Below are 25,620 nucleotides of genomic sequence, written 5' to 3'. Positions count from 1 at the left end.
TTTTATTACGGAGCAGATATGTATTCAAATCCGGGAAGTAAAGCCTACGCCCGAATTGATCTGGAGAGTCAACTGGCGGGTGCATCTCCTCATCAGTTAATTTCAATGCTGTTTGATAGTGCACTCAACGCGGTTTTACGGGCGAAGATCTATTTTGAAAACGGGAATATTCCCAAGCGCGGCGAGATGATCTCTAAAGCGATCAATATTATTGATAATGGGTTACGCACCTCACTGGATCACGATAAAGGGAAAGATATCGCTCAAGATCTGGAGAGTTTATATGACTATATGTCTCGTACCCTCCTTCAAGCCAATTTACGCAACTCACCTTCAGACCTGGCAAGTGTTTGTGAAATATTGACAAATCTTGCCACGACGTGGAAGGAAATCGAACCTAAGGAAAAGCAGGCAAATAATGGGTAATGTACAGTCAGAAGATTACGAAGATGTTTATAAATTAAATTTGAGCTTATTAGAGATGGCCAAGGAAGGCAAATGGGACGAATTTATCGAATTGGCAGAGGTCTATATTATCACTCTGCACGATATTATCGAAAATCAACCTGCTGAAATGATGCAAGATGAGAAAAAAAACTTGAGCGTGATGTTAACCAGTTTGCTTGAGAATGAAGATGAAATAACCAAGACACTCAAAAGTCGCCTTGATGTGTTAAGGAAAGATATGTCCTCTTTGCAGCATGGCAAGAAATGCAGTAAGGCTTATTCCTCGCAATATACCTCAGCCTTCCATTAATGCCAGGAGAGGCTATTTTGATGATGAAATAGCCTTCACTCTTCTCTGATCTCCGCCGCTATTCCCCCTAATTAACCCTCCCTTTTGCCGGTCTTGCTAAAGCGACGGCGGGTTAGCGATAGCTTATCGTCAATTGGTTGCTGACCACATTGAGGGGCGGTAACAGCTGGCCCTGACTCTCGACGGAATAGATAAAGTAAAAGGGGCCGTTTGCGGTGAGTGCCCCCTCGACATTTTTCTGCCCGGAGAGTGAGTCCAATAGAATGCACTTATCCTGACTGCACAACTTGATGCGCAAGCCCGGTGGGGGTGCGGAGAGCAGCTTAATTCGCCATGTTATGCGCAGCAAGGTTGCTCCCGGCGGGATCACGGGCATCAAGGGGCGACTTGCCAATGTTTGCCCGCCGACACTGACGACACCTCCGACCCCGCTACTACTCCATGAGCCACTGACGGCAGATGCCATCAGTGGCAAGAGGGTCAGCGAGAGCAGCATTAGGGCTGACGGTTTCATTCCTTACCGCCAATCACGTAGGACATGCGCACAGTGCGATTGTTACTAATTTCCTGATTGGAGATCACCGCGAGTTGCGGGAACACACGGCGTAGGAAACGTGACAACATGAAACGTAACGGTTGATTGACCAGCAGCACCAGCGGTGCGCCGCTGGCTTCTTGTTGCAAAATCGCCTTCTCGGTTTGCTGCATAATGTTCTCGGCAATGCCGGGTTCAATCGCGCTGCCACTCTGGGTGGCCTGAATCAGCAGCCTTTCCAGATTAAGATCCAATCCGATCACTTGAATTTCATCATTGCCGGGGAACCATTGCTGGGTGATAGCGCGGCCCAATCTGATACGCACTTGTGCCGTCAGCTCATCCGGGTCGGTTTGCACGGCTGAATATTCAGCAAGGGTATCGATGATGGTTCTGATATCGCGGATTGAAATGCGTTCCGCCAGTAAGTTTTGCAGCACTTTATGGAAGGTGGTCAGCGAAATCGTGCCGGGAATCAGGTCTTCAACCAATTTCGGCATATCTTTCGTCAAACGATCCAGTAATTGCTGTGTCTCCTGACGGCCAAATAGCTCATCAGTATGGGTTGAGATCAGATGATTCAAGTGAGTCGCGATCACCGAACTGGGATCGACCACGGTATAGCCCAGTGTCTGAGCCTGTTCGCGCATGACTTCATCAATCCAGACCGCAGGCAAACCAAAGGCGGGATCTTGGCAAGGCTCGCCCGCCAGTTCGCCTTCGGCACAACCGGGGTCAATCGCCATCCACCGTTCGGGTTGGATGGACCCACGGCCAATTTCTACCCCTTTCAGTAGGATACGATAATCGGTCGGGGCCAGATCCAAGTTGTCACGAATATGGACGGGAGGGGGAAGGAACCCCATCTCCTGAGCGAATTTTTTACGAATGCCGCGAATTCGTGTCAGCAGTTGACCCTTTTGCTCGCTATCGACCATCGGTATTAAGCGGTAACCCACTTCCAGCCCCAGAGCATCTTCGTGCTGGACATCGGACCAAGAGGCTTCGGCTGCCTGTGCCGCTTGCGCCTCGGCTTTCGCCGCACTTTTATCATCTTTACTCATTGCGCCACGTTTTGCGCCCGACGCGTCGGATAATTGCTGACCGCGCATCCACCATGCCAGAGCCAGCAGCCCGACGGTAAAGATGAGGAACACCAAGTTCGGCATGCCGGGAATGATGCCAAACAGGCCGGTCACCCCCGCCGCCAGTACCATGACTTGCGGGTTGTTAAACAGTTGGCTGACCATCTGTTCGCCGACATCCTGATCGGTCGCCACACGGGTCACGATTACCCCGGCTGCCGTCGAGATGATCAGTCCGGGGATTTGGGCGACCAGACCATCACCAATGGTCAGCAGCGTGTAGGTCTCTCCCGCTTCCGCAAACGACATATCATGTTGCAGAATACCAATGAACAGACCGCCAATGACGTTAATCGCCATAATCAGCAGGCCCGCGATGGCGTCACCGCGAACAAACTTACTGGCACCATCCATCGAGCCATAGAAATCAGCTTCTTGGGTGACGTCGCTACGACGGCGCTTGGCTTCCTCTTCGCCAATAATCCCGGCATTCAGATCGGCATCGATTGCCATCTGTTTACCCGGCATCCCATCCAGAACAAAGCGAGCGCCCACTTCAGCAATACGCCCGGCCCCTTTGGTGATGACCATAAAGTTGATAATAATCAAAATGGTAAACACGATAATACCAATGGCAAAGTTACCGCCGACCAGGAAGTGCCCAAAGGCATCAATCACCTGACCCGCTGCACCTTCCCCGGTATGACCATTCATCAGAATGATTCGGGTTGAGGCAATGTTTAACGCCAGCCGTAATAGGGTGGAAAACAGTAACACGGTGGGGAATGCGGAGAATTCCAAGGTGCTCTGCGTAAACATGGCGACCAGCAATATCATCAGGGAGAGCACGATATTAAAGGTGAACAACAGATCCAGAATAAATGGCGGCAGCGGTAATATCATCATTGCCAGAATGGTCATGATTAATACCGGGCCGGCCAGTATTTGCCACTGGGTCTGTTTAAAGTCGGGTAGACGTAATTTGGTGGCTAAATTGGCCATCACTCTTGACTCTCTTGTGCAAAGTCCAGTGCCACAGGCACCGGAAGATTCTCAGGTTTTTTCGGAAGTATTCCACTGCCTTTTCGCCAGCGTTTTACGCTATAGACCCATGCCAAAACTTCGGCTACCGCGCCATATAACTCGGTCGGGATCTGTTCGCCAATTTCGCAATGGCGATACAGGGCGCGTGCCAATGGGGGGGCTTCAAGCATCGGAATACCGTGCTTAAGGCCCTCTTCTCTGATGCGCAAAGCGATATCTCCCGCGCCTTTGGCCAGCATTGTGGGGGCGACCATTCCGCCTTCTTTGTAACAAAGGGCGATGGAATAATGTGTTGGGTTATTGACGATCACATCTGCTTGAGGAATATCACTCATCATCCGCTGGCGTGCGGCCGAGCGTTGCAGTTGTTTAATCCGCCCTTTGACGTGCGGGTCACCCTCTTGTTGCTTAAATTCGTCACGTATTTCCTGGCGACTCATCCGTAACTTTTTAAGATTGCTCATGATCTGGTAGAGAACGTCATAACCGACCAGGGGAATCAGTGCGAGAATAACGATCAATAGGCAGCCAGAAATAAGGGCGGCCATGTCTTTTAAGGCGATCTTTACCGGCTCATAAATGAGCTGGATCATATGCGCCTTATTCATCCAGATAAAAAGGGAACATGCTGAACCCACTAAGGTGACTTTCAGCACACTCTTTAATAATTCAGACACGACTTGAGTTGAAAACATCCGTTTGAATCCCGACAGAGGATTTAAACGCTTGAGATCCACTTTCAACGACTTGCCACTTAAATTCAGGCCACCTAACAGCATTGGCGATGAAATACCGGTAATAAATAAGCCGAGCAAGACGGGCAGCACGGAGATAATCGCCATCTTGAACAACTCATAAACCCGGATCAGCATAATATCGGTATCAAGTACCAGTAGCCGATCAAACGTCAGCCCGTTATGCAGCAGCAGGGCTAATTTCCCTGCAACATGATTGCCGCCGAGTAAAATAAGAAACCATCCCACCAGCAGCATCAGTAATGAGGTCAACTCTTTTGATCGCGGAATTTGCCCATCCTCACGGGCTTTCGACAGCTTATGGGGGGTGGGTTCTTCTGTTTTTTCTACATCACTTTCTTCGGACATGGGCTCTGCTAAACAAATTGCCGCGCGGGCGGGCTGACATAATAAGAGGCATTAAAAACCTAATGTTTCGAGCAAATCATCAACCTGATCCTGAGTGGCAACCACGCCAGAGCCGGACTGATTGATCTGAGGCCCATTCTTTAAGTTGTCTTTGATTTCATCTGGCGGTGACGTGGCATCCGGCATGTTGTCGACTAAGACGTGAATCAGCTCATTCTCGACACTTTGGATAAGATTCATCATGTTTTGAATGACCTGCCCGGTGAGATCCTGAAAATCCTGAGCCATCATGATCTCCATCAACTGCGCATTGGTCTGGCTGGCAATTTTTGGTGTGTTATGCAAAAAATCACGTGTATCCGTCACCAGTTCTCGCGCCATCGGCAGCTCAATGGGGTCGGCAAACCAGGCATCCCAGCGCTCAGTTAGCGCGGTGGCTTTCTCACTCAGCTCATCCTGAAGCGGGCGGGCAACCTCTACGCAAGTCAATGCACGATCCGCCGCTTGTGATGTTTTCCCAACCACATAGCTCAACCGATCACGGGCATCAGGAATGGCTTCAGCCACATCCATAATGGCGCGATCTAAACCGAAGCTCGCCATGCTGTCTCGTAATAGACGAGTGAGGTGGCCTATGCGGGAGAAAATATCTTTGACGTTAGCTTCAGCTTGCTTGTTTGGGGTTAGATTCATAATTTACCAACCCAACTTTTCGAATATTTTGTTGAGCTTCTCTTCTAACGTGGCGGCGGTGAAGGGTTTCACAACATAGCCATTGGCACCGGCCTGCGCGGCAGCAATGATATTTTCCTTTTTCGCTTCGGCTGTCACCATCAGCACCGGGATCTTATTCAGCTTCTCATCTTTACGTATTTCGGTGAGCAATTGCAGACCATCTAAATTAGGCATATTCCAGTCGCTGATAACGAAATCAAATTCTGATGCACGTAATTTAGCTAACGCATCTTGACCATCTTCGGCTTCATCAACATTCTTAAAACCGAGATCCTGAAGAAGATTACGGACAATTCGGCGCATGGTGGCGAAATCATCGATAACCAAGAAGCGCATATTTTTATCTGCCATATTTTGATCCTATAAAAGTAAAATGCACCCAATGAAGGATGCTCATGGTGGTAAGGGGAATAAATTAAATTCGGCGAGCCTGGCCCACAACACTGTTCAGTATGCGTTGGCTGGCATCGCCAAGATCGACCACTTCGCAGGCGGCACCTAAAGCAATCGCTTCACGCGGCATACCAAATACCACGCAGCTTTTTTCGCTTTGCGCCAATGTATGAGCACCTGATTTGCGCATCTCTAATAAGCCAATAGCGCCATCGCTGCCCATGCCGGTTAAAATAACGCCCACCGCATTTTTCCCCGCAGATTTAGCCACGGATTTGAACAGGACATCGACGGCAGGGCGATGGCGATTGACCGGAGGGGACTGGTTCAGTTTGAGATGATAATTCGCGCCACTACGCACCAGTTCCATATGGTTATCTCCCGGTGCGATATAAGCATGTCCCGGCAGCACTCGGTCGCCATCTTCGGCCTCTTTCACTGAGATTTGGCAGAGATTGTTCAAACGCTCGGCGAAAGAACGGGTAAATCCGGGCGGCATATGTTGGGCAATCACGATGCCGGGGCAGGTCAGCGGCATGGGAATTAAGACTTGCCTTAACGCCTCAGTGCCCCCAGTGGATGAACCAATGGCAATGATTTTTTCACTGCCGACCAAGGGGATGGAGAGGGTTTTTAGCGCTGGATTCAATCGGCCACCGCGCTTCACCTGCACCTTTGACGCCATGCGGATTTTTTCTGCAATAATTTCAGCATATTGCATCATCCCATCCTTGAGGCCCATCTGCGGCTTGGTGACAAAATCGATCGCCCCCAGCTCCAGAGCACTGAGTGTTATCTCCGATCCTTTGCCTGTGAGCGAAGAGACCATAATGACGGGCATAGGACGAAGACGCATTAAACGCTCTAGAAAATCCAGACCATCCATACGCGGCATTTCCACATCCAGCGTCAAAACGTCAGGGTCATATTGCTTGATCAAATCTCGGGCAATAATGGGATCGGGGGCGGCCGCCACCATCTCCATATCAGGCTGATGATTCACAATATCGGTCATAATGCTGCGTATCAGTGCCGAATCGTCAACACAAAGGACTCTTATCTTTTTCATGATTTCTCTTGAGCAAGGTAATAGACTGACTGGCCACGCAGGCGGAAAGGTCCATTCATATTGTTAAAATGTTCAGAATGGCCAGCAAATAAAATCCCTCCCGGTTTCAGCATCTTGGAAAAGCGAAGCATCAACCTTTCCTGTGTCTTCTGATCAAAATAGATCATCACGTTTCGACAAAAAATAGCGTCAAAAGGCGCAGGAACATCCCAATTTGCATCGAGTAAATTAAGTTGTTGATACTGAATACCTGAGAGCAACTCTTTTCTTACTTTCACCAGATTTTCTTGTGCTCCGGTTCCCCGCAGAAAATAGTGTTTTTTTTGCTCCGGGGTCAGACTTTCAATATCGGATAATCGGTAGACGGCATTATTTGCTTTGGTTAATACCTCGGTATCGATATCAGTGGCCCACACTCGCGGACCAGAAATAGTGCGACCCAATGCCTCATCTAGCGTCATCGCGATAGAGCAGGGTTCTTCCCCAGTCGATGCCGCTGTACACCACACGCTATAATTTGCTGTTCTGGCACGAGCGTGCTCAGCCAAAATAGGGAAGTGATACGATTCCCGGAAAAATGATGTTAGGTTGGTCGTCAAGGCATTAATAAAGGATTGCTTTTCATCACCCTGCTGATCTGACTCAAGCAGCTTCACATAATCAGTGAAACTGGCGAGTTTTAACTCACGTAGTCGCCGCGAAAGACGGTTATAGACCATATCGCGTTTCTGGCTGGTTAATACTATCCCCGCATGGTGATATATTAACGTACTGATTTTCTGTAAAACCTGATCAGACAGTTCTTCCTGAATACGAAAATTTTTATTACTCAATTTTTAACTTCGCTAATGTCACTAATAGAAAGCATCCATGCGATATGTAACATTGATAAAATTCGCCTTGTTGCCGCCAGTCACACTGGCTGAATAGCGACTAAAATTATCAGTGGGTCATATAACTTAATAAAGAGTGTGTGAATGTGTGAAATAGTTACACAGACATATTCATGACTTCCTGATATGCGCTAACGAGCTTATTGCGGACTTGAACGCCAAGGTTTAATGCCAGAGATGATTTCTGCATAGAGACCATCACGTCATTCAGGCCAATGCCAGGCGTGCCGGTCATATAGTCTTGCGACTGGCTTTTAGCCTGAGTTTGCATTGCATTAATACTATTAACACTGTTAAATAACATGTCGGAAAAGTGTATTGGCTTTTCGACATCTTGGCTGATTGAAATTAATGGTGATTTTTGAGTGGATGATACTTGCTGAGCCTGGAAGTTAATTTGATCCAGAACTCCACTCATCGATTGAATAGACATCACTATTTCCTTTTAAACGGCGTAATAGAATCTTTCCCGTTATTCCTAATCGTATTTAGTAACGACAGCGTAACATATGTCCCTATAAATAAAATAATCCAATAAGCTGACAGAAGTTTCAGCTTATTGGCACTTAAAAAAAACATAATTAGAAGATAATACGCAGCTGGAATTCTGTCTGTGTATTTACTGCTTCGTTTCTTACCCCCCGTCACTGGAGTGTTGATTCGCAATAATACATCTACATTGCGTCATTTATTTTTTACAGGACTACGGCATGAATGCCACGACAAACGGTATCAAAAACAACAATACAGTTAATTTGATGGCAGCATTAGAACGTATTCGTGCTAGTCCTAAAATTGTTCTCCTTATCTGCGTTTCAGCGGCGGTAACACTGCTTATCGCGCTATTACTCTGGGCGAAAGCACCGGACTATCGGGTCTTATATAGCAACATTTCCGATCAGGATGGTGGGGCTATCGTTGCGCAATTAGCGCAAATGAATGTGCCCTACCGTTTTGAGGATCGCGGCGGTGCCATTATGGTTCCGGTCGATAAGGTCTATGAAGCTCGCCTCAAATTGGCCCAGCTTGGATTACCGAAAGGCGGCTCAGTGGGCTTTGAATTACTGGACCAGGAAAAGTTTGGTATTAGCCAATTTAGTGAGCAGGTTAATTTCCAGCGTGCTTTAGAAGGCGAGCTGTCTCGCACCATTGAAACCCTTGGCCCCGTGAATGGCGCTCGCGTTCATCTGGCGATACCTAAGCCCTCCATGTTTGTCCGCGAACAGAAGCCCTCTTCTGCCTCTGTCACCGTCAATCTGAGTAATGGCCGATCGTTAGAGAGTGGTCAGGTAAGTGCGATCAGTTATCTCATTGCCAGCGCGGTTCCCGGCTTAAATGCCGACAATGTGACAATTGTCGATCAAGGTGGGCATTTATTAACTCAACGGGGTGGTCAGGAAGTTCAGACCTCGCAGCTTAAATTCACCAGTGAGGTAGAAGCGGATTTCCAGCAGCGTATTCAATCGATTCTTGCCCCCATTGTTGGGCGTAATAACGTCAAAGCACAGGTGACGGCGCAGCTTGATTTCACGACTCATGAACAAACCGCTGAGCAGTTCCAGCCTAATACGGCCTCGGACAAAATGTCGATTCGCAGTCGTCAGTCCAGTGATTCTGAGCAGGGAAGCAAAAATGGGGTCGGCGGCGTGCCGGGTGCCCTGAGTAATCAGCCACCGACTCCGGCGACAGCACCGATAACTCAACCTGTTGGTGCTAAAGAGGCCACGCCGACGACACCGACAACGCCGGGAGCCAAAGGCGCGGCAACCACGGTTGCGACCCCCGTTCCTTTCAACAACCGCAGAGATAACACCACCAACTACGAGCTTGATCGCACCTTGACGCATATCAAGCGCAGCGCCGGCTCGATTGAACGTCTCTCCGTCGCCGTAGTGGTCAATTACTTGCCAGCGAAAGAGGGTGTTCCTGCTGCGTTGAGTAAAGCGCAGATGGATCAGATTAACTCTCTGGTGAAAGAGGCGGTGGGCTTTTCCGTAGAACGCGGCGATACAGTCAATATTGTGAATTCACTTTTCAGCGATGTTGAAGAGGAAGTTGCCCCGCCATTCTGGAAGCAGGCTGGGTTTATCAATCTATTGATGGCCGCAGGTCGCTATCTGCTCGTCGCCATCGTGGCGTGGTTCTTCTGGCGCAAGGCGATTCAGCCCGCGTGGATGAGAAACCAAGAGTTGATATTGGCGCGTCTGGAGTTAGAGAAAGAGGCTCGTCAGGCAGAACTGGATGCCAATAAACGTAAAGCCGAAAGCGGAGCAAAAAATAAAGCCGAGCAGCGCGTTGAAGTTGAACTTAATACGCAGAGTTTGCGGGAATTAGCCGAGCAGGAGCCTCGCGTTATTGCTCTGGTGCTCCGCCAGTGGATGAATAAGGATCTGGATTCATAATGAATGCTTCTGAGAAAAGTGCGATTGTCATGTTGACACTCGGTGATGTACTGGCGGCCGAAGTGTTCAAGCACCTCAATAGCCATGAAGTCAAACAGATTAGTGGTGCGATGGTCAATATGGGCGGTTATACCCATGATCAACTGAGCACTGTCCTGAAAGAGTTCCAGCGCGACTCCAGTGAATATGCTGCGCTTAGCGTCAATACCAATGATTACCTGCGCAGTGTTCTGGTCAAAGCGCTGGGCGAAGAGCGGGCTTCAAGCTTGCTCGAGGATCTGCTGGATTCTCAGCAGGGCACCAATGGTATCGAGACATTGAACTTTATGGAGCCACAGGCGGCGTATGATCTGATCCGTGATGAGCATCCGCAAATTATCGCCACGATCCTGGTTCACCTCAAACGTGGTCAAGCTGCTGATGTATTGAGCAAATTTGACGATCGAGCGCGTAACGACATTATGCTGCGTATCGCGACCTTTGGCGGCGTCCAACCGGCGGCGTTGCAAGAATTGACCGAAGTGCTCACCAATCTGCTTCATGGGCAGAACCTGAAGCGCAGCAAAATGGGGGGGGTCCGCCCAGCGGCAGAGATTCTCAACTTGATGAAAACTCAGCAAGAAGAGGCCGCAATCGAGGCTGTGCGCGAGTTTGATCAGGAACTGGCACAGAAAATTATTGATGAAATGTTCCTGTTCGAAAATCTGGTTGAAATCGAAGACCGCAGCATCCAGCGCATTCTTCAAGAGATTGAAAACGAGTCGCTTATCATCGCGCTTAAAGGGGCTGATGCACCACTGCGCGATAAGTTCTTCCGCAATATGTCCAGACGTCAGGCGGATATCATGATGGAAGATCTTGGCTCTCGCGGCCCGGTCCGTATGTCTCAGGTTGAAGCTGAACAGAAGAGTATCTTGTTGATCGTCAAACGCTTGGCAGAGTCCGGCGAAGTGATCATTGGTGGAAGTGAGGATGCTTATGTCTGATCGTGAACAGAAGCTTAACTGGCAGAGCTGGCAGCCTCAGAGTTTATTGGATGAAGAGACTCAGCCAGAAGATGAGATTATCCATTTGCCGGGTGATTATCAGCCCGATGAGCTATTACAGGCTGAACTCTCTCGCCTCCGCCAACAAGCGGAAAAAAAAGGATTCGCCCAAGGGGAGAGTCGTGGTGTCGAAGAGGGTAAAAAGCAGGGCTATGACGCTGGGTTGAGTCAGGGGAAAAAAGAGGGTCTCGAGCAGGGACTATCTGAAGCCCGTGCACAACAACATGAGACGGGGCAGCGTTTTTCCCAGCTACTTGAAGAGTTTAAAGTGGCGCTAGACAATCTGGATAGCGTGATTCCTTCTCGGTTAGTGCAACTATCCCTGACCGCCGCCCGTGCCATTCTGGGCAAGAACATTGTTTGTGATAACGCCGTGCTGCTGGAAAAAATCCAACAGTTGTTGCAGCAAGAGACTCTATTCAAGGGTAAGGCACAGTTGTGGGTCAATCCGGCAGATAGGGAGATCGTGGAGCAAAATGTCGGTCACTCGCTGGAATCCTTGGGCTGGGAACTGCGCGAAGATGCCCAAATCCTGTTGGGTGGGTGCCGGATCACCTCTGCGGAGGGCGAATTCGACGCCACGATGACCGCTCGCTGGCAAGCATTATGCGAACTGGCTCGTGAGGATTATCCCGCATGACGATGCGCCTTAAAAACTGGCTGGATGTCATTGACCGAAAAGAGAAAAACATCGCCTCGCTGCCGCCGTTTCAACAATACGGCAAATTAACTCGGGTGACCGGGTTGGTGATGGAGGCGGTGGGGCTGAAATTGCCTATCGGCACGCTCTGTATTGTCGAACGAAATACCGGCCAAGGTATGCAGAAGGTAGAGAGCGAAGTGGTGGGTTTTAATGGCGAAATTCTGTATCTGATGCCGCTTGAAAATGTCGACGGTATTTTGCCCGGTGCGCGTGTCTATGCCCAAGGGAGTGGGGCGGATATCGCCCACGGCAAACAGTTACCATTAGGGCCGGAACTTTTAGGGCGTGTGCTAGATGCCAGTGCGCGGCCACTTGATGGATTACCGCCTCCAGGTTGTGCTAAGCAAGCCCCCTTGTTTACCCAACCCGTTAACCCTCTATTACGTGACCCTATTAAGGATGTACTGGATGTCGGCGTCCGAGCAATTAACGGCCTGTTAACCGTTGGGCGAGGGCAGCGCATGGGCCTGTTTGCCGGTTCAGGTGTCGGTAAAAGTGTGCTGCTTGGCATGATGGCGCGTTACACCAAAGCCGATGTCATTGTGGTCGGGCTGATTGGCGAGCGTGGCCGAGAAGTGAAAGATTTTATCGAGAATATCCTTGGTGAAGAGGGGCTTAGCCGCTCGGTCGTCATTGCCGCACCTGCGGATGTTTCACCGATATTGCGTATGCAGGGGGCGGTATATGCGACCCGCATCGCAGAAGACTTCCGTGAGCGGGGCATGGATGTGCTGCTCATCATGGACTCCCTGACGCGGTATGCCATGGCGCAACGTGAAATTGCCTTGGCTATCGGCGAACCCCCTGCAACCAAAGGTTATCCACCGTCGGTATTTGCGAAATTGCCCGCATTGGTAGAGCGGGCGGGGAACGGCGTGAAAGAGGGGGGATCTATCACCGCATTTTATACCGTGCTGACGGAAGGTGATGACCAACAGGACCCGATTGCCGACTCCGCGCGTGCCATCCTTGATGGGCATATCGTGTTGTCGCGACGCCTTGCTGAATCTGGCCACTATCCTGCTATCGATATCGAAGCTTCGATTAGCCGTGCAATGACCGAATTGATTGATCAAGCACACTACAGAAAAGTCCAAAACTTCAAACAGTTGCTTTCGTCTTATCAGCGCAATCGTGACCTCGTGAGTGTCGGAGCCTATGCTGCTGGCAGTGATCCGCTGTTGGATAAAGCCATCCGTTTATACCCTGAGATGGAGACCTATTTACAGCAGGCGATTCACGAGAGCAGCGGTTATGAAGAGGCCAGTGACAGACTGGCTGAGATATTTTCTGATGCCCCTAGAACCTAAGGTGAGTAATTAATTATGGCGATCACTAGCCCAATGGATGTCCTGCGCGATCTGGCAGAAAAAACATTAAGTGATACCACTGTTCAGCTAGGGAAAATGCAGCAAGCACACACCCAAGCCGTGCTGCAACTTGATCAACTTGAAAGTTTCGAATTGGAATATCAGCAGCAATTACGCAGCAGTGTTGTGGAGAAAGGTATGCCTATTGCTGACCTGCTAAACCGCCAATCTTTTATTGATTCACTGGGCAGTGTCGTCAAACAACAAGCAGGGCAAGTGGCTCAATGCCAGCATTCAGTGGACCAAACATTGCTGGCATGGAAACAAGATAAGCGGCGTCTCAATGCGTTCGAGACCCTCAAAAGCAGGGCAGATGCCGTGAAAATGTTAAAAGAGAATCGTCAGGAACAGAAGATGATGGATGAATTTGCACAGCGTGCCTGTATGGGAAGAAAAACCTTATGATCGTCAAGGCCATGCCTGCTATCAATGGCGTCATCGCGAAAAATAACCCGCAACCCGCCGCAGATGCAGAGAATTTCTCTGCGACACTGGATAAAAAACTCGCTTCGCCTGAGTTGAAACTGCCCTCAAAGGGCAATACTCCTCAGCCTGAACAGGCATCCCCCGAGCCGGGGAAAGCGGAGGATGAGACTGAAAACAGGGACGTGATCGACATTACACTCACCGATATTATTCCGGTATTGCCGCCACAAGAGCCGCCAACTGAACCTGTACCCTCTATTGATCCGCAGCTTCAGCACTTACAGCAGCTAGTGGCTAACGCCGTGCAAGGCAGTGTGGCGATGCCCGCATTGGCGGTGACGCCAGCACCAGTGGCCTCGCCGCTGATTGAAACCACGGGTGAGCAGAGTGCTGAGGGTGCCGCCATCACACAGGCTGACCTTGCCGAGCCACAGGGCAAGGAGCAGCAGAGTCGCTCCGCGCCATGGCTGAATCCGGGGATGCCGAAAAACGCGCCTCTAAATTTCCGTGGGGCACTGGAAGGTCAGCCAGTGACGGACAAAACAACAGCAGATCAGCATGATGCATTTCTTTCCCAGATTAAAAGTGTGGAAACGAATCAGCAGGGAAATACCGCAGCGCCGATAAAGTTGGAGGTCAATACCCCGCTCCCATTAACGCCAGAGAGTCGTTTATCGCTGACGCCGGACGCGGCCTTCCGCCCGAACTTCTCTGCGGTCCATGATACGTCAGTTTCTCAACTGCCCGCAGCGACCCCCTCTCCGGCGGTATTGAATCAGCCTCTGGGGAGTCCGGCATGGCAACAAGCGCTCAGCCAGCAACTCTCCTATTTTTCGCGAAATGGCATCCATAATGCGGAATTACGTCTACATCCTGAAGAGTTAGGCGCATTACAAATTAACCTACGGTTGAACAGCGATCAGGCGCAACTGCATTTTGTGGCGGAAAATCATCAGGTGCGTGCTGCACTTGAGGCGGCGATGCCGCATTTGCGCACCTCGCTGGCGGAATCGGGTATTAATTTGGGGCAAAGTAGTGTCGGGGCGGATTCATCATCGTCTTGGGGCGCATTTTCTCAATCAGAGCAATCATCAAAGCAGCCTCATTTTAAGGATGAAGCTGATGACCAGACGCTAATACATGATGATATTGACGAAATTAAAACTAAAAATGTGAGTTATTCCAATGGAATAAATACATTTGTTTAAGAAATTTAATCATCAAATGAATTGGCGACAATAATTCAATTTCTTCAGTGAATTGCCCTAGAGCCTAGCTGTAATAGAATGTACAGCTCATCCGCATGTTTGCTATTGCCGGAAATCAGGGTATTTATAATAGGGTTTTTCACAAAATGATAAAAAAGAATCAGAAAGCTAATGGGGGTGGGAAAAAATTCCCCTGGTTAGTTTTATTACTGATGTTAATTTCAATCGCAGCATGTGCCTTGGCTGGTTATACTTTTTATGAAATAAAAAACATGAAAGCCAATGCACCAGACGAAGGTAAGAAAACAGCTTCGGTAAAGATCCCAGAGACGCCATTATATATCCCCATGGATACCTTTACCGTTAGCCTTAAACCGACGTCTACTGAATCTGATCGCGTGTTGTATATTGGATTGACTTTACGCGTTAAAGATGAAGATTCAAAATTATTGGTAGAGAAGTTTTTGCCGGAAATTCGCAGTCGATTACTGATGATTTTAGCGCATCAAACTGCTGAAGATTTATCGGTGGATGATGGGAAAAACCAATTAATTGAAAAAATTAAAAGCGTTGTCAGTAAACCACTTGCACCGAATCAGAGTGTGATGATTACAGATGTATTATTTAATGCATTCATATTACGGTAATTCCTAATGTCTGATAGCATATTGTCTCAGGCCGAAATAGACAGCCTTCTCAATGGCGGTAGTAATACTGAAAGTGAAGATCTAGCAAATAACCCGGCATTAGATGTAGGTATTAAACCTTACGATCCTAATACTCAACGCCGTGTTGTCCGTGAGCGCTTACATTCTCTTGAGATTATTAACGAACGTTTTGCCCGTCAGTTCCGAATGGGGTTGTTTAATCTTTTGCGCCGTAGTCCGGATATCACCGCCGGAAATATTAAAATACAGCCGTATCATGAGTTTGCGCGTAATCTTCCGGTCCCCACCAATCTTAATTTGGTCCATATGAACCCACTGCGCGGCACGGCACTTTTTGTCTTCTCGCCTAATCTGGTTTTCATGGCGGTAGATAATTTGTTTGGTGGCGATGGGCGATTCCCCACTAAAGCAGATGGGCGAGAGTTTACGCCAACGGAACAGCGCGTGATTAAACGCATGTTAACGATGGCACTTGAAGCTTATGATTTCGCATGGAGCTCGATCTTTAAACTGCATACTGAATATGTGCGTGCAGAAATACAGGTCAAGTTCACTAATATCACCTCATCACCGAATGATATTGTGGTGACTACGCCATTTTATGTAGAAATAGGCCCACACCGAGGTGAGTTTGATATTTGTATTCCCTTCAGCATTATTGAACCCTTACGTGAGCTATTAACCAGCCCGCCAATGGAAAATTCGCGCCAAGAAGAAAAACAGTGGCGCAACACACTCGCCTCACAGGTCAGAGAAACTGAACTTGAGTTAGTGGCAAGTTTTGCTGATATACCGACTCGCCTTTCACAAGTGATGAAGATGAAAGAAGGTGATGTAATTCCTATTGATAAACAAGAGAGTATTGAAGCTTGTGTTGATGGGGTTCCCGTATTTTCTGGTAAGTACGGTTGTGTTAATAAGCAATATGCTCTCAAAGTCGAGAAAATGATGAATCCCGCACTATTATCTTTAAAAAAGGAGTAATTCCCCCATGAGTGACACCACACCTACGTCTGGTGCTGATAAGCAATCTATTGATAATCTTTGGGGTGAAGCGATGAGCGAGCAACAAACAGCAGATAATATGCCAGCCAAAGAGAATCTGGTCCCTAATTTTTCTGAAGATCTCGATTTGATTCTGGATATTCCCGTCAAGATGACGGTTGAATTAGGCCGCACTAAAATGACAATTAAAGAGTTGCTGCGCCTGAGTCAGGGATCTGTTGTTTCTCTGGAAGGACTGGCCGGTGAACCTTTGGATATTCTCATCAATGGCTACTTAATCGCCCAAGGTGAAGTTGTCGTCGTTTCTGATAAATTCGGTATCCGTATTACAGATATTATTACGCCTTCAGAAAGAATGTACCGCTTGAGTCGATGATGGGTAACCAAACACAAATCCAGGCATCATCTTCGATGATTGATGCCACAACACCCGGCTCATTATTAGTCAATATTGGTAGCTCACTGGCGTTGATATTACTGATTATTGCCGCCATTGCATGGGTTGCTCGCCGCACCGGGCTTGCCCAGCGTTTCCCAAAGGGAAATCAGATTCTCTCTGTGGTTTGCAGCCATTCACTGGGGCAGCGTGAGCGCGTTATTGTGATGGATATGGGTGATAAAAGATTATTACTCGGTATCACGGCGACCCAAATCAGTTGTCTGGCGACATTTGAAAAGTCAGAAGATCAGCATATTACTGCTGATTCGCCACCATCCGGTGATTTTCAATCGACCTTGATAGGCATGTTAAAAAAAGGCAAAGCGGGGTCTGGAACATGAATACAGTCCCACGACAAGGTACGAGTGTCTGGATGTGCTTGGGTCTACTCACTCTGCTGATGATTGGATTTTTGCTGCCCGTCCATAGTGTCTGGGCGGCGAACAGTGATGTGATGATGGCACGTTCCGCAGATGGTGAGAATTGGTCGTTGCCGGTGCAAACGCTGGTCCTCCTAACGTCTTTAACGTTTTTACCCGCCATACTGCTGATGATGACGGGTTTTACCCGCATTATCATTGTGTTGGGCTTATTACGTAATGCACTTGGGACACCCTCTACACCACCGAATCAAGTGTTACTTGGATTGGCCCTGTTTTTGACCTTCTATGTCATGTCACCTGTTTTTAATCAGATATATAAAGAGGCTTGGCAACCGCTCTCTGAAGACAAAATCTCCATGGAGACAGCACTGGAAAGAGGTGTGCAGCCGCTGCGGACTTTCATGCTAGAGCAGACACGGGAAACTGACTTGGCTCTCTATACGCGAATGGCGAAAGAGGAGAATTTTCAAAGTCAGGATGATGTGCCGTTGCGAATTCTGCTTCCCGCTTTTGTGACCAGTGAACTGAAAACCGGATTCCAGATTGGATTCACCGTGTTTATTCCTTTTCTGATTATTGATCTAGTGGTCGCCAGTGTATTAATGGCGCTGGGTATGATGATGGTTCCACCGGCCACAATATCATTGCCCTTTAAATTAATGCTGTTTGTTCTGGTTGACGGCTGGCAACTGTTAATGGGCTCGTTAGCACAAAGCTTCTTTAGCTAAATAGGATAAGAGATGACACCCGAAAGTGTAATGGCGATGGGGCTTCAGGCAATTAAAGTCGGGCTGATGATGGCGGCACCACTATTATTTGCCGCTTTGTTTACTGGCCTTATTGTCAGTATTTTGCAGGCATCAACCCAAATAAATGAAATGACACTATCGTTTATACCTAAAATACTGACGATTATTGCCGTAGGTGTCGCCTTGGGGCCATGGATGCTGAGTGTTTTCCTTGACTATACGCGCACGCTTTATAGCAATTTACCGTATGTCATTGGATAGCTATGCTCACCCTATCAATCGCTAGCCTGTATCCCATTATTAACCAATTCTTCTGGCCAATGCTGAGAATATTAGCACTCTTCAGTACTGCCCCTATTTTTAATGAAAAAGGTATTGGCAGAAAAACCAAAGTCGGTTTGGCCGCTATTATCGCTTTGTTGGTTGGCCAGCATCTTCCCAATAATCATATTGAGATTTTTTCTATTACCGGATTATGGGTAGGGGCCAAGCAATTCATTATTGGTGCGGCAATGGGGTTAACTATCCAGCTTATATTTGTGGCTGTACGCAATGCCGGGGAGATTATTGGATTGCAAATGGGGCTCTCCTTTGCAACCTTTTATGATCCTGCTGCTGGGGGGAATATGCCAGTGGTTGCCAGAATACTTAATCTTCTGGTGACACTACTCTTTTTGACCCTTAACGGCCACTTATGGATGCTCAGCATCCTAGCAGACAGTTTTATCGCCTTGCCTATAAACAGTGATGAATTCAATTCAGAAGGCTTTATCTATTTACCCCACGCGGCAGGATTAATTTTCAGATTTGGGCTGATGTTGGGTTTGCCTATTATTACTTTACTGCTATGCCTTAATTTGACGTTGGGGCTTCTCAACCGTCTCACGCCCCAGCTCTCGATCTTTGTGGTGGGTTTTCCTTTGACACTCGGTACTGGGATGGCTGCCTTATCGATGATGATGTACACATTATCGCCATTTTTTGAAAACATGATGGAAGAGATTTTCGATCATGTCACGAGAATAATGACTCTTCTTGCCTGACTGTTATTTAAAAATAGTTTTGCCAAAATATCGCATTCTATCTATTGAGTTTCCCTGCGTGAAATAAACCCTTATTAAACAGAAGGGGGGATTTTTAGAATTTTTCGTTTGTTGAAGGTAAGCGTTATCACTCTATCTGTATCTGAAAAATATGTATCAATATGTTTTTATCTGATCGTTGGTGATTGCTATTTCTGCCTCTCTTCTTTTATTATGAAAAATGGGTTTTGTCGGCTGGAAATGACACTGATAGCGAATAGCCCGAGTTCTGAAACATATTAGATTGTGGAAGTGATAAGCCAGAGCCAACATTTATTTGGCATGGCTTCTGGTAATGAAAGATAGCCCTACCTATAAGATCGCAATTCTGAGTGATTAACAGTGGATCTCTATGCGGATACCTATTTTCTGACCCTCATCAAGTTGCTGTTACATATCCGCATAGGCTCTTTTATTTATCTGAAATAAGGAATGATTTACTATATGGAAACAACAACATATCAGTTACCTAATGGTATCGCTCTTACACTAAGAAAACCCCTATCTGCAGGAAATCTCCCGGTCATTATTTTGTGCCACGGTTTTTGCGGTATACAGGAAATTTTACTCCCGCCATTCGCTGAATTTTTCACGCACTCAGGGTTCTGCACCGTTACATTCGATTACAGAGGTTTTGGAGCAAGTACAGGAGAGCGTGGTCGTCTTGTCCCTGCAATGCAAATCGAAGATATCCTTTCCGTTGTTGAATGGATTAAAGATAAATCGGGTATTGATGAAAACCGTATCGGTTTGTGGGGAACATCCTTTGGCGGCTGCCATGTCTTTGGGGCTGCGGCAGAAAATAGTGATATCAAATGTATCGTGAGTCAGTTGGCTTTTGCTGATGGCGAGAAGATCGTGACGGGAAAAATGTCCGAGGACGAGAAGACAGGGTTCATTGCCACATTAAACAAAATGGCAGAAAAAAAGAGCATTACAGGGAAGGAGATGTTTGTTGGAATAACCCGTGTGCTGGCTGATGAGGAGTCAAAAGCATTCTTCGAAGAGAATAAAAATCGTCACCCGACAATGAATATTAAGATTCCTTTCCTGACGGTAAAAGAGACCCTGCAATATAAGCCCAAAGAGAACGCCATGCGTGTCACTTGTCCGAGCCTGATTGTTGTGGCAGGGAATGATACCGTCAATCCACCCGAACAAGGGCTGGAGTTATATGGTGCAGTCAAATCAGATAAAAAGCATCTTCATGTGGTCGAGGGCGCTCAGCATTATGATATGTACAGCGGTGAGCATTTTGACCATGCAGTTAATATCCAGGCAGACTGGTTCAAAACATATTTATAATTGTTACAAATAATATCTAAAAGGCTGCCAGTTGTGTTTGGTAATATTAATGAGAATAAATATCATAATATCCTATTTTGAGATTTTAGATTTATTTAATATTCCCTCAATACATACTGGCAGAGACTAGCTTAATATAATTTCGGAAAAGATTATGTCAAAGAGAATTCATCTAGGTTTTATAGCATTGCTACTTATGCTCTCACTCCCTGCCTCCTATGCGGCTGATTATAAAGAAGGTGTCAGTTATACCTCTCTTGAGAAACCTGTGGCATCAGCCCCCGCAGTTGTCGAGTTTTTTTCATTTTATTGCGGCCCCTGTTATATGTTTACAAGTACCTATAACGTTAGCAAGAGCGTGAGTGAAGGGCTGCCTGTAGGAACAAAACTCGTCAAATACCATGTCAGCCTGATGGGTAAATTGGGCAACGAGTTAACAGAGGCATGGTCCGTCGCTATGGTTCTCGGCATTGAAGATAAAATAGAGACAAGATTGTTTGAAAGGCTTCAAAGAGAAAACGCCATTAATGGAATTGATGATATTAAGAAATTGTTTGCTGAGGCTGGAGTCAATGAATCCGTCTATGACAATATACGTCAAAGCCCGTCGGTAAAAGCTTTAGTCGCTAAACAGAATGAGACTGTAAAAGAGATGGATATTCGAGGAACGCCTTCATTTTATGTCTCAGGAAAGTACAAGATCGAAAATTCCGGCATAGCGGATAAAAGTATTGAAGGATATGCCAAAGAGTATGCATCTGTGATTCGTTTCTTATTAGATAAACAGCCATAACTGTTTATCTTGCGGAGGAAACGCCCCAAAGGCTCGTAGGCCGCTTAATTTCTTAATAGCAAAATCTTCACTGTGATTTTGCTATTAGCCATATCGAGTGACTTATCCCGCTATATGTTGACACTTATCAACCCTCAAAACGCCTGATGTACCTCATTGGGCGTTTTTTATTTGTGCTGGGTGCATCGCCATTTCATCGTCACTTAAATGCCAGATACAAAAAAGCCACTTCGTTAAAAGTGGCTTAATGTACTGATTTAACAGCTAAAATTTGGTGGCCCCTACTGGACTTGAACCAGTGACCAAGCGATTATGAGTCGCGTGCTCTAACCAACTGAGCTAAGGGGCCAAACTTGGACGCTGATTATACGGTAGTTTTTATCCTGCGGTCTAGAGCTGATAAATCAGATGGGTGTTTTCTGCGCAAATTTAAGTGTTTTTAAGTATATAGTGGAAAATAGTAAGCCAATATTGGTATCGGAATCAGAGTTTAAGCCAAAAAGAAAACCCCCGGTATGCCGGGGGTTTTGTCTGCTGGTTAACGCAACCGACGATTAATCGTCGAGGAAGCTGCGCAGTACTTCAGAACGGCTTGGGTGGCGCAATTTACGCAATGCCTTCGCTTCGATCTGACGAATACGTTCACGGGTAACGTCGAACTGCTTACCCACTTCTTCCAAAGTGTGGTCAGTGTTCATATCGATACCGAAACGCATACGCAGAACTTTCGCTTCACGTGCGGTCAGGCCAGCCAACACGTCGTGAGTGGCAGAACGCAGGCTCTCAGAGGTTGCAGAGTCCAGCGGTAGCTCCAGAGTGGTATCTTCGATGAAATCGCCCAGATGTGAATCTTCATCATCACCGATTGGCGTTTCCATTGAGATTGGCTCTTTAGCAATCTTCAGCACTTTGCGGATCTTGTCTTCCGGCATCAGCATGCGTTCAGCCAACTCTTCTGGCGTTGGCTCGCGGCCCATCTCTTGCAGCATCTGACGCGAGATACGATTGAGTTTGTTAATCGTCTCAATCATATGTACCGGAATACGGATGGTACGTGCCTGATCCGCGATAGAGCGAGTGATTGCCTGACGAATCCACCAAGTTGCATAAGTTGAGAACTTATAACCACGACGGTATTCGAACTTGTCTACTGCTTTCATCAAACCGATGTTACCTTCCTGAATCAAATCCAGGAATTGCAGACCACGGTTGGTGTATTTTTTCGCAATAGAGATAACCAGACGCAGGTTAGCCTCAACCATCTCTTTCTTAGCACGACGCGCTTTCGCTTCACCGATAGACATACGGCGGTTGATGTCTTTCACTTGCTCAATCGTCAGACCCGTTTCTTCTTCGATCTGGCGTAATTTCTGCAAGCTACGTTGAACATCGTCCGAGACATCTTTCAGTTTTTCCGACCATGGTTTACCCATAGCCACTGCTGCTGCAAACCAAGTATCACTGGTTTCATTGCTGGCAAACAGGGTAACGAAGTTTTTCTTCGGCATTTTGCACTGTTCAACACACAGCTTCATGATGATACGTTCTTGAGTACGAACGCGATCCATCATGGCGCGCATGTTATTGACCAGATAGTCGAACTGCTTCGGAACCAGACGGAACTGTTTGAACACTTCAGAAAGATTCAGAATCTCGGCAGCAGCAGTAGCGTGGCTACGGCCATTTTTCTTGATGGCCATGCGTGTATTTTCATACTGCTCACGCAATTCGCTGAATTTCTGACGCGCCAGCTCTGGGTCGATGCTGTTGTCGTCTTCCTCTTCTTCTTCGTCTTCTTCTTCTTTGTCGTCGTCATCCATCTCTTCAGTGGATAATTCAGAGCCTACGTGAGTTGCCGTCGGCGCAATATCTTCTTCGGCATTGGGATCGACAAAGCCGTTGATCAGGTCGGATAAACGAGCTTCACCCGCTTCGACGCGATCATATTGTTCCAACAGATAAGTAATAGCTTCAGGGTATTCAGCTACAGAGCACTGAACCTGATTGATACCCTCTTCGATACGCTTGGCGATATCAATCTCGCCTTCACGCGTCAATAGCTCAACGGTACCCATTTCGCGCATGTACATACGCACCGGGTCGGTTGTACGCCCGATTTCAGATTCAACACTGGACAACACCTGTGCAGCAGCTTCCGCTGCGTCATCGTCGGTATCAGTGGTGTTCTCGGCCAGCATTAAATCATCGGCATCAGGGGCTTCTTCAAGTACCTGTATGCCCATGTCATTAATCATCTGGATGATGTCTTCGATCTGATCGGAATCGACGATATCTTCCGGCAGATGGTCATTGACCTCAGCATAGGTCAGATAGCCTTGCTCCTTACCACGGGTGACAAGTAGCTTCAGCTGTGACTGCGGGTTTTGCTCCATAAGACGGTATCCACACTTCAGAGTATTTGGGTTGGTGTCGGTCGGCGAAACCGCCAACAATAGCATTTGGGGCCTTTTTTTGTCGCCGCTGCCCGCTATGGCGGCATATTGTGGGGAGTCGCCCCCACATTTATCGGCAATTAAGCCGTTGGGTGATTCATTTTTTTCTGGCTAAAGCCAGATTCAAAGACCAAAGCTCTTTACGTTCTTCGGCGTTTAATCCATGTGTTCGGTCACGTGCTATCAGTGTTTCCTGACGTTGCTCCAAAATGGAGTCATACAGGCTTGCTAGCGTATCGACAAAAGTCGGTTCGACCATATCCTCAACAATCATGTGGTTCCATGTTGCGAGAGTTTCAAGCTGTTGGCTGAATTTATTATCACGGTACAGTTCCAATAACTGCCCGGTTGTCAGTCCCGGCTGGGCCAGACAAGTCTCAACCAACTCAATAAATAACGGTAAACCGGCTAACTTAGCTTGTTCAACTCCCTGTAGTGAGGGGATAAGTGTAGCCAGTTGCGGATTTTGTACCAGTAGCCCTATAAGTATACGCATGGTTGTGCGTTTTAGCTGTGGCGGCTGGTAGGTATTCGTATTTTCAGCCTGTTTTGGCATCAGCTTATCAAGCTGGCTGTCATCAAGCAGACCTAACTTATTGCCTAATTGTTGACGCAGATAAAGGCGTAAGGTTTCACCAGGCACTTGGCTGATTAAAGGGAGTGCCAGTGTGCTTAACTTGGCGCGCCCATCGGGGCTGCTCAAATCAACTTGTGGCATCAACGTTTCGAACAAGAAGGTTGAGAGTGGCTGCGCCTCCTCCATCCGCTGTTCAAATGCGTCTTTCCCTTCCTTACGTACCAGTGTGTCTGGGTCTTCGCCATCGGGCAAAAACATAAAGCGTAGCTGACGTCCGTCATTTAGATAGGGCAGTGCCGTTTCTAATGCTCGCCAAGCAGCATCTCTACCCGCCCGATCGCCGTCATAACAACAAATTACGTTATCGGTCGCACGGAATAATAATTGAATATGTTCCGCCGTCGTCGCTGTTCCCAGCGAGGCAACAGCATAATCGATGCCAAATTGCGCTAATGCCACCACGTCCATATAGCCTTCCACCACGAGTAAACGTGTTGGATTGGGGGGATTCACTTGCGCTTCATACAAGCCGTATAACTGGCGGCCCTTATGAAAAATTTCTGTTTCTGGGGAGTTGAGGTATTTCGGCACTCCGTCGCCCAGAATTCGCCCACCAAAAGCGATAACCCGGCCGCGTTTATCACGGATAGGGAACATGACGCGCTCACGAAAACGATCGTAAGTCCGCCCTGTATCGTTTGTCACCAGCATTCCGGCATCGTTCAGCGCGGTACGGCTCTCGCCATCGCGGCCAAAACGTTTTAAGGCATTGTCCCAACCGGGGGGAGCAAAACCGATAGCAAAATGTTGGATGATTTCTTCACTCAAACCGCGACGTTTAAGATATTCGCGTGCCGGGTTGGCATTCTGGCCTTTGAGTGACTGTTGATAGAATGCGCTCAGGCTTTCCATCAGTTGATATAGACTTTGTCGTTGGTGGCGTTCGATCTGGGTAGTGCCGGTTCCTGCCTCGTAAGGCACTTCCAGCCCGTGCATGGTGGCTAATTCCTCGATACTTTCGACAAATTCGAGTCGATCATAATTCATCAAGAAATCAACAGCATTACCATGTGCACCACAGCCGAAACAGTGATAAAACTGTTTTTCGCCGTTAACGGTGAATGAGGGTGTTTTCTCATGATGGAACGGACAGCACGCATGGTAATTTTTGCCTTGCTTCTTCAGCTTTACCCGAGCATCGATAAGATCGACGATGTCGGTGCGAGCGAGCAAGTCATTGATAAATACGCGTGGAATTCGTCCAGCCATAAGCCCCTAGTCGTCAGTCCATAAACGAGAACAAGCCGCGCATTCCTTTCGGAAAGCACGGCCTTCGTATGCAACTACTCGATCTGCGCGTTCTTAGAACATAAAAAACTACGCGGTGGGGTTACCCC

27 protein-coding genes and 1 tRNA gene are annotated in these 25,620 nt (G+C 47.6%); 17 read left to right on the top strand and 11 right to left on the bottom strand.

Annotated elements, in window-relative coordinates; all coding sequences use genetic code 11:
- Positions 1 to 18: 18 nt before the first annotated feature.
- Together fliS and HRD69_RS02110 are read left to right on the top strand one after the other, a co-directional pair.
- Positions 19 to 426 carry a flagellar export chaperone FliS gene (fliS, locus tag HRD69_RS02115; protein ID WP_004874804.1) on the top strand — a complete coding sequence of 136 codons (408 nt, stop codon included), beginning with the start codon at positions 19 to 21 and terminating at the stop codon, positions 424 to 426.
- Positions 419 to 757 carry a flagellar protein FliT gene (locus HRD69_RS02110; RefSeq protein ID WP_230675068.1) on the top strand — a complete coding sequence of 113 codons (339 nt, stop codon included), beginning with the start codon at positions 419 to 421 and terminating at the stop codon, positions 755 to 757. The genes fliS and HRD69_RS02110 overlap by 8 nt, the downstream gene beginning before the upstream one ends.
- 112 nt (positions 758 to 869) lie before the next feature.
- Here HRD69_RS02110 and HRD69_RS02105 read toward each other — a convergent pair whose 3' ends face one another.
- The 8 genes from HRD69_RS02105 to fliE all read right to left on the bottom strand — a co-directional run bounded on the left by HRD69_RS02105 (position 870) and on the right by fliE (position 8,047).
- On the bottom strand, positions 870 to 1,271 hold the full coding sequence (locus tag HRD69_RS02105; RefSeq protein ID WP_032814052.1) for a flagellar protein FlhE: 402 nt from the start codon (positions 1,269 to 1,271) through the stop codon (positions 870 to 872).
- On the bottom strand, positions 1,268 to 3,379 hold the full coding sequence (flhA, locus tag HRD69_RS02100; RefSeq protein ID WP_004874807.1) for a flagellar biosynthesis protein FlhA: 2,112 nt from the start codon (positions 3,377 to 3,379) through the stop codon (positions 1,268 to 1,270). The genes HRD69_RS02105 and flhA overlap by 4 nt, the downstream gene beginning before the upstream one ends.
- A complete protein-coding gene (gene flhB, locus HRD69_RS02095; RefSeq protein ID WP_032814053.1) occupies positions 3,379 to 4,524 on the bottom strand; it encodes a flagellar biosynthesis protein FlhB in 1,146 nt (381 codons plus the stop codon). Before flhB ends, flhA begins: the two co-directional genes overlap by 1 nt.
- Positions 4,525 to 4,575: 51 nt before the next feature.
- Entirely contained in the window at positions 4,576 to 5,217 is a 642-nt protein-coding gene (gene cheZ, locus HRD69_RS02090; RefSeq protein WP_004874808.1) for a protein phosphatase CheZ, read from the bottom strand.
- Between the two features lie 3 nt (positions 5,218 to 5,220).
- A complete protein-coding gene (gene cheY / locus HRD69_RS02085; RefSeq protein WP_004874809.1) occupies positions 5,221 to 5,610 on the bottom strand; it encodes a chemotaxis response regulator CheY in 390 nt (129 codons plus the stop codon).
- Positions 5,611 to 5,674: 64 nt separating this feature from the next.
- Entirely contained in the window at positions 5,675 to 6,721 is a 1,047-nt protein-coding gene (locus HRD69_RS02080) for a protein-glutamate methylesterase/protein-glutamine glutaminase (RefSeq protein WP_032814054.1), read from the bottom strand.
- Positions 6,718 to 7,554 (bottom strand): chemotaxis protein-glutamate O-methyltransferase, encoded by an 837-nt coding sequence (locus tag HRD69_RS02075; RefSeq protein WP_004874811.1) that lies wholly within the window; start codon positions 7,552 to 7,554, stop codon positions 6,718 to 6,720. Before HRD69_RS02075 ends, HRD69_RS02080 begins: the two co-directional genes overlap by 4 nt.
- A gap of 157 nt (positions 7,555 to 7,711) precedes the next feature.
- Entirely contained in the window at positions 7,712 to 8,047 is a 336-nt protein-coding gene (fliE, locus tag HRD69_RS02070; RefSeq protein WP_032814055.1) for a flagellar hook-basal body complex protein FliE, read from the bottom strand.
- 277 nt (positions 8,048 to 8,324) lie between these two features.
- On the opposite strand from fliE, the gene fliF reads away from it, so the two are divergent.
- The 15 genes from fliF (at position 8,325) to HRD69_RS01995 (ending at position 21,193) form a co-directional block, all read left to right on the top strand.
- Positions 8,325 to 10,016 (top strand): flagellar basal-body MS-ring/collar protein FliF, encoded by a 1,692-nt coding sequence (gene fliF / locus HRD69_RS02065; protein WP_004874813.1) that lies wholly within the window; start codon positions 8,325 to 8,327, stop codon positions 10,014 to 10,016.
- Positions 10,016 to 11,002, top strand: a complete 987-nt coding sequence (gene fliG, locus HRD69_RS02060; RefSeq protein ID WP_032814056.1) for a flagellar motor switch protein FliG — start codon at positions 10,016 to 10,018, stop codon at positions 11,000 to 11,002. Before fliF ends, fliG begins: the two co-directional genes overlap by 1 nt.
- Positions 10,995 to 11,702 (top strand): flagellar assembly protein FliH, encoded by a 708-nt coding sequence (locus HRD69_RS02055; RefSeq protein ID WP_080545010.1) that lies wholly within the window; start codon positions 10,995 to 10,997, stop codon positions 11,700 to 11,702. Before fliG ends, HRD69_RS02055 begins: the two co-directional genes overlap by 8 nt.
- A complete protein-coding gene (gene fliI, locus HRD69_RS02050; protein ID WP_032814058.1) occupies positions 11,699 to 13,075 on the top strand; it encodes a flagellar protein export ATPase FliI in 1,377 nt (458 codons plus the stop codon). Before HRD69_RS02055 ends, fliI begins: the two co-directional genes overlap by 4 nt.
- Positions 13,076 to 13,090: 15 nt before the next feature.
- Positions 13,091 to 13,540, top strand: coding sequence for a flagellar export protein FliJ (fliJ, locus tag HRD69_RS02045; RefSeq protein ID WP_004874816.1), 450 nt, complete (start codon positions 13,091 to 13,093; stop codon positions 13,538 to 13,540).
- Complete coding sequence (locus HRD69_RS02040; RefSeq protein ID WP_050413190.1) at positions 13,537 to 14,769, top strand: flagellar hook-length control protein FliK; 1,233 nt, start codon at positions 13,537 to 13,539, stop codon at positions 14,767 to 14,769. The genes fliJ and HRD69_RS02040 overlap by 4 nt, the downstream gene beginning before the upstream one ends.
- 95 nt (positions 14,770 to 14,864) lie before the next feature.
- Positions 14,865 to 15,416 carry a flagellar basal body-associated protein FliL gene (gene fliL / locus HRD69_RS02035; protein ID WP_004874818.1) on the top strand — a complete coding sequence of 184 codons (552 nt, stop codon included), beginning with the start codon at positions 14,865 to 14,867 and terminating at the stop codon, positions 15,414 to 15,416.
- Between the two features lie 6 nt (positions 15,417 to 15,422).
- A complete protein-coding gene (fliM, locus tag HRD69_RS02030) occupies positions 15,423 to 16,421 on the top strand; it encodes a flagellar motor switch protein FliM (protein WP_004874819.1) in 999 nt (332 codons plus the stop codon).
- A 7-nt stretch (positions 16,422 to 16,428) separates the two neighbouring features.
- The gene (gene fliN / locus HRD69_RS02025) at positions 16,429 to 16,818 is read left to right on the top strand and encodes a flagellar motor switch protein FliN (protein WP_004874820.1); all 390 of its coding nucleotides are present in this window, start codon (positions 16,429 to 16,431) and stop codon (positions 16,816 to 16,818) included.
- Between the two features lie 35 nt (positions 16,819 to 16,853).
- The gene (fliO, locus tag HRD69_RS02020; protein WP_004874821.1) at positions 16,854 to 17,222 is read left to right on the top strand and encodes a flagellar biosynthetic protein FliO; all 369 of its coding nucleotides are present in this window, start codon (positions 16,854 to 16,856) and stop codon (positions 17,220 to 17,222) included.
- A gap of 32 nt (positions 17,223 to 17,254) precedes the next feature.
- On the top strand, positions 17,255 to 17,992 hold the full coding sequence (gene fliP / locus HRD69_RS02015; protein ID WP_004874822.1) for a flagellar type III secretion system pore protein FliP: 738 nt from the start codon (positions 17,255 to 17,257) through the stop codon (positions 17,990 to 17,992).
- A gap of 12 nt (positions 17,993 to 18,004) precedes the next feature.
- Entirely contained in the window at positions 18,005 to 18,274 is a 270-nt protein-coding gene (fliQ, locus tag HRD69_RS02010) for a flagellar biosynthesis protein FliQ (protein WP_032814059.1), read from the top strand.
- A 2-nt stretch (positions 18,275 to 18,276) separates the two neighbouring features.
- Complete coding sequence (fliR, locus tag HRD69_RS02005) at positions 18,277 to 19,056, top strand: flagellar biosynthetic protein FliR (protein ID WP_004874824.1); 780 nt, start codon at positions 18,277 to 18,279, stop codon at positions 19,054 to 19,056.
- Positions 19,057 to 19,539: 483 nt separating this feature from the next.
- The gene (gene uilS / locus HRD69_RS02000; RefSeq protein ID WP_032814060.1) at positions 19,540 to 20,400 is read left to right on the top strand and encodes a UilS family quorum-quenching N-acyl-homoserine lactonase; all 861 of its coding nucleotides are present in this window, start codon (positions 19,540 to 19,542) and stop codon (positions 20,398 to 20,400) included.
- Between the two features lie 154 nt (positions 20,401 to 20,554).
- Positions 20,555 to 21,193, top strand: coding sequence for a DsbA family protein (locus HRD69_RS01995; protein ID WP_032814061.1), 639 nt, complete (start codon positions 20,555 to 20,557; stop codon positions 21,191 to 21,193).
- 272 nt (positions 21,194 to 21,465) lie between these two features.
- Here HRD69_RS01995 and HRD69_RS01990 read toward each other — a convergent pair.
- The 3 genes from HRD69_RS01990 to dnaG form a co-directional block, all read right to left on the bottom strand.
- Positions 21,466 to 21,542: transfer RNA gene (locus tag HRD69_RS01990), tRNA-Ile, on the bottom strand.
- Positions 21,543 to 21,747: 205 nt separating this feature from the next.
- Positions 21,748 to 23,586, bottom strand: a complete 1,839-nt coding sequence (rpoD, locus tag HRD69_RS01985) for an RNA polymerase sigma factor RpoD (protein ID WP_032814062.1) — start codon at positions 23,584 to 23,586, stop codon at positions 21,748 to 21,750.
- A 157-nt stretch (positions 23,587 to 23,743) separates the two neighbouring features.
- Positions 23,744 to 25,492, bottom strand: a complete 1,749-nt coding sequence (gene dnaG / locus HRD69_RS01980) for a DNA primase (protein ID WP_004874828.1) — start codon at positions 25,490 to 25,492, stop codon at positions 23,744 to 23,746.
- Positions 25,493 to 25,620 lie beyond the last annotated feature (128 nt).

The sequence above is a fragment of the Yersinia mollaretii ATCC 43969 genome, from assembly GCF_013282725.1.
Lineage (GTDB): Bacteria > Pseudomonadota > Gammaproteobacteria > Enterobacterales > Enterobacteriaceae > Yersinia > Yersinia mollaretii.
This window is presented reverse-complemented; position numbering and strand designations above follow the sequence as displayed.